Raw genomic sequence first — 3,534 nt, 5'->3', positions numbered from 1 at the left:
ACGACCACGAGGAGTACGGCAGCCCCTACGACTTCTCGTCGCTGCGCACCGGCATCATGGGCGGCACGTCCTGCCCGTCGAAGACGATGTCCGAGGTGATGGACAAGCTCAACATGAAGGAAATCGCCATCTGCTACGGCATGACCGAAACGTCGCCGTGCAGCTTCCAGACGAGGGGCGACTCGCCGCTGGAAAAGCGCGTGCACACCGTCGGCCAGATCATGCCGCATCTGGAGGCGAAGGTCATCGACCAGGCGACCGGCGAAACGGTGCCGCGCGGCGAGCAGGGCGAGATTCTGGTGCGCGGCTACGCGGTGATGAAGGAGTACTGGCGCCACCCGGAGAAGACCGCCGAGGCCGTCGACCCGGATGGTTGGATGCGCACGGGCGACCTCGGCGTCCTCGACGACGAGGGCTACCTGTCCATCACCGGGCGGATCAAGGACATGCTCATCCGCGGCGGCGAGAACATCTACCCGCGCGAGATCGAGGAGTTCCTGTTCACGCATCCGGACATCGTCGATGCGCAGGTCATCGGCGTGCCAGACGACAAGTACGGCGAGGAGATCATGGCCTGGATCATCCTCCACGAGGGAGCGGAGACGCTGACCGTCGACAAGCTGCGCGAGTTCGCGCAGGGCAAGCTCGCCCGCCACAAGATCCCGCGCTACGTCCACGTCACGGATTCGTTCCCGATGACCGCCTCCGGCAAGGTCCGCAAGGTGGAAATGCGCGAAATGGCCCCGAAGATCCTCAACTGGGTCTGATCTCCGGGGCCGGGGCGGGCGGGGGTCAGTTCACGCACATGACGCCGTCGCCGCCGGCGTCGATGTGCTGGCTGAGGTCCTCTTCGGGGGCCATGCCCTCCTGGCCGACGACTTCACCGGTGGAGCCGTCGTCGGCGGCCTCCTCGACGGCGTCGTCCTCGGGGACGGCGCCGGAACCGTCCTCGTAAAGGCCGGGGCCCGCGTAGTCGCCGGCGACGGTCACCGAGATGGTGCCGGGCTCCATGGTGGTGTCGTGGACGACCGGCAGGCCGCCGAGCGCCTCGGCGATCGCGGCGGCGGCCGGGTCGTCGGGGTCGGCGGTGTTGACTTGGCTGATGGCGACGCCGGCGAATTCGGCGTTGGCGACGGTGCCCTCGACGTAGCCCTTCTCGGTGAGCACGGCGGCGGCGCGGGAGGCGAGGCCTTCGATGCCGGTGGCGTTGTACACGCTGACGGTGTAGTCGGCGGGGTCGTGGTCGCGCGGCTTGTCGTCTTCGGCGGCGGCTTCTTCTTCCTTGTCGCCGAGCAGTTCGTCGAAGTACCGGTGCACCTGGCCCTTGTCCACGGTGACCACGGATTCGCCGTAGTCGCCGACGCCGTCGATGGACGTGACGGGGATGGTCTCGAACTTGACGTTGCCGCCGGTCAGGCCCTGCATCTGGGTGGCGAAGCCCATGACGTCCCAGCCGTTGTCGAGGACGACGGATCGTTGGACGGCGCCGCCGAGTTCGTTGAGCTTGGCGGGGTTGGACAGGGTGCCGGCGGACAGCAGCTTGTTGGCGAACGACGCCATGAACGCCTGCTGGCGGGTGATGCGGTCGAGGTCGCCGCGGGGCAGGCCGTGGCGCTGGCGCACGAAGCTCAGGGCGTCGGGGCCGGAGAGGGTCTGCCGTCCGGCGTGGAAGTCGGCGCCGGAGTATTCGTCGTAGACGTCGTTGTTGAGGCACACGTCGACGCCCCCGATGGCGTCGGTGAGCAGCACGAAGCCGAGCAGGCCGACTTCGGCGTAGTGGTCGACGGTGACGCCGGTGAGGTCGGCGACGGCGGTGATCAGCGCCTGGCGGCCGGCTTCGGTGGACCGCTTTTCCACGGTTTCGGGCGATTCGCCTTCGGCGGACAGGCGTTCGGCGGTGCTGAGCTTCATGTCGCCGTAGACGCCGTTGATCTTCTTGTTGCCGTCCGCGGTGCTGATGTACGTGTCGCGGGGGATGGAGATCGCGGTGGCGGAGGACCCGTCGTTGGGGACGCGGATGACGATGATGGTGTCGGTGTTCGTCGCCTCTTCGTCGCCGGCGCGGAGCATGTCGATCTCCTCCTGCGTCAGGGGGTTGCCCTGGGCGTCCGTGCGGGAGTCGGAGCCGACGAGGAGGATGTCGGTGGCGCCGTCCTTTTCCTTGCCGAGGGAGAAGTCGCCGCCGGATCCGAGGCCGCCGGCGGCGCGGCCGACGGTCCACCAGCCGACGGCGGAGACGGTCAGGCACAGCACGGACAGGAGGATCAGCAGGGACCTCAGCGGCATCGGAACAGCCTGGCGGACGTCGCGGCCCTGCGTGGGCGGCGCCTGGATGTCCCGGGCGTGCCTCGATTGGGGTGTGCGTGCGCTCAAGTTGGTTCCTTCCCTCACGCGGGCGTTTCCGGCTGCTCCGGGTGCACTACCGTGGGTGCCGTCAGGTGGGCGTCGTAAAGCAGGATTCGTGCTTTGCGACGACTCAGTCGTCCCAACGATAATGAAACGGACTGCCGATGACCGAACCACGCGCCGGAAAAGCCCATGAAGTGGGGGGAAACGGAGCCGCCGTGCGGGTTGCGGTGGTGGGGTCGGCGGGGCAGCTGGGCACGGCGTTGCTGCGGCGCGAGCCGGCCGGGGTCGAGGTGACGTGGCTGGAGCGGGAGGATCTGGATGTCGCGGATGAGGCGGCGGTGATGGCGCATCCGGCGTTGCGGGGCGTGGATGTGGTGGTCAATGCGGCCGCGTGGACGGATGTCGATGGTGCCGAGACGCCCGAGGGGGAGGCTGCGGCGCATCGGGTCAACGCGGTGGCGCCGGGGTTGTTGGCGCGGCAGTGTGCGCGGGAGGGGGCCTTTTTCATTCACGTGTCCACGGATTACGTGTTCGGCGGCGGCACGGGCGACGATGGCGCGGGTGGGCGGAGGCCCCTGCGCGCGGACGATCCCGTGGCGCCCGACACCGCGTACGGGCGCACGAAGTTGGCGGGGGAGCGGGCCGTGGCGGACAGCGGTGCGCGGGCCGCGATCGTGCGGACGGCGTGGGTGTTTTCCGGTCCGACGCAGCCGAAGGCGTCCGACTTCGTGTCGACGATGCTGCGGCTCGAGGAGCGCGGCGGCGACATCGACGTCGTCGACGACCAACACGGGAATCCGACGTTCGTCGACGATCTCGCCGATGCCCTGTGGCGGTTGGCGTTGCGGCCGGTCGAGGGCGTGTTCCACGTGACGGGGGCCGGCGCGGCGACGTGGCACGACGTGGCGTCGGAGGTGTTCGCGCTCGTGGCCGGGCAGCCCGAGCGTGTGCGTCCGTGCACGTCGGCGGAGTTTCCGCGGCCCGCGAAGCGTCCCGCTTGGTCCGTGCTCGACGGTTCCGCGTGGGTTGACGCCGGTTTCGCGCCCCTGCCGGATTGGCGCGATGGCTTGCGCCGCGCGTTGGGCATGGTCGAATAGGGCTTGCTTGGCTGGGCGTTTTTTCTTGACGACGGCGGCGGGTACGCATGCGGCCTGATGCACATGTGAACGGTGGGGCGAAACGAGC

3 protein-coding genes are annotated in these 3,534 nt (G+C 68.9%); 2 read left to right on the top strand and 1 reads right to left on the bottom strand.

Annotation, left to right across the window (positions count from 1 at the left end; all coding sequences use genetic code 11):
* The coding region (locus HMPREF3121_RS12825) for an AMP-binding protein (protein ID WP_246816037.1) at window positions 1-767 on the top strand (767 nt) is incomplete at its 5' end.
* A gap of 25 nt (window positions 768-792) precedes the next feature.
* On the opposite strand, the gene HMPREF3121_RS02060 is transcribed toward HMPREF3121_RS12825, so the two are convergent.
* Window positions 793-2,286, bottom strand: coding sequence for an LCP family protein (locus HMPREF3121_RS02060; protein WP_209654093.1), 1,494 nt, complete (start codon window positions 2,284-2,286; stop codon window positions 793-795).
* Window positions 2,287-2,543: 257 nt separating this feature from the next.
* Between HMPREF3121_RS02060 and rfbD the strand changes: the two genes are divergently transcribed.
* On the top strand, window positions 2,544-3,446 hold the full coding sequence (rfbD, locus tag HMPREF3121_RS02055) for a dTDP-4-dehydrorhamnose reductase (protein WP_246816036.1): 903 nt from the start codon (window positions 2,544-2,546) through the stop codon (window positions 3,444-3,446).
* The last annotated feature ends 88 nt before the right edge of the window (window positions 3,447-3,534 follow it).

Source organism: Corynebacterium sp. HMSC11E11 (genome assembly GCF_001807025.1).
Taxonomy (GTDB): domain Bacteria; phylum Actinomycetota; class Actinomycetes; order Mycobacteriales; family Mycobacteriaceae; genus Corynebacterium; species Corynebacterium freneyi.
The sequence above is the reverse complement of the archived record's forward strand: the minus strand, read 5'-3'. Positions and strand labels throughout refer to the sequence as shown.

Excerpts from the sequence above, each read along its gene's own strand:
- HMPREF3121_RS02060 (WP_209654093.1), bottom strand. The coding sequence starts at position 2,286 with ATGCCGCTGAGGTCCCTGCTGATCCTCCTGTCCGTGCTGTGCCTGACC.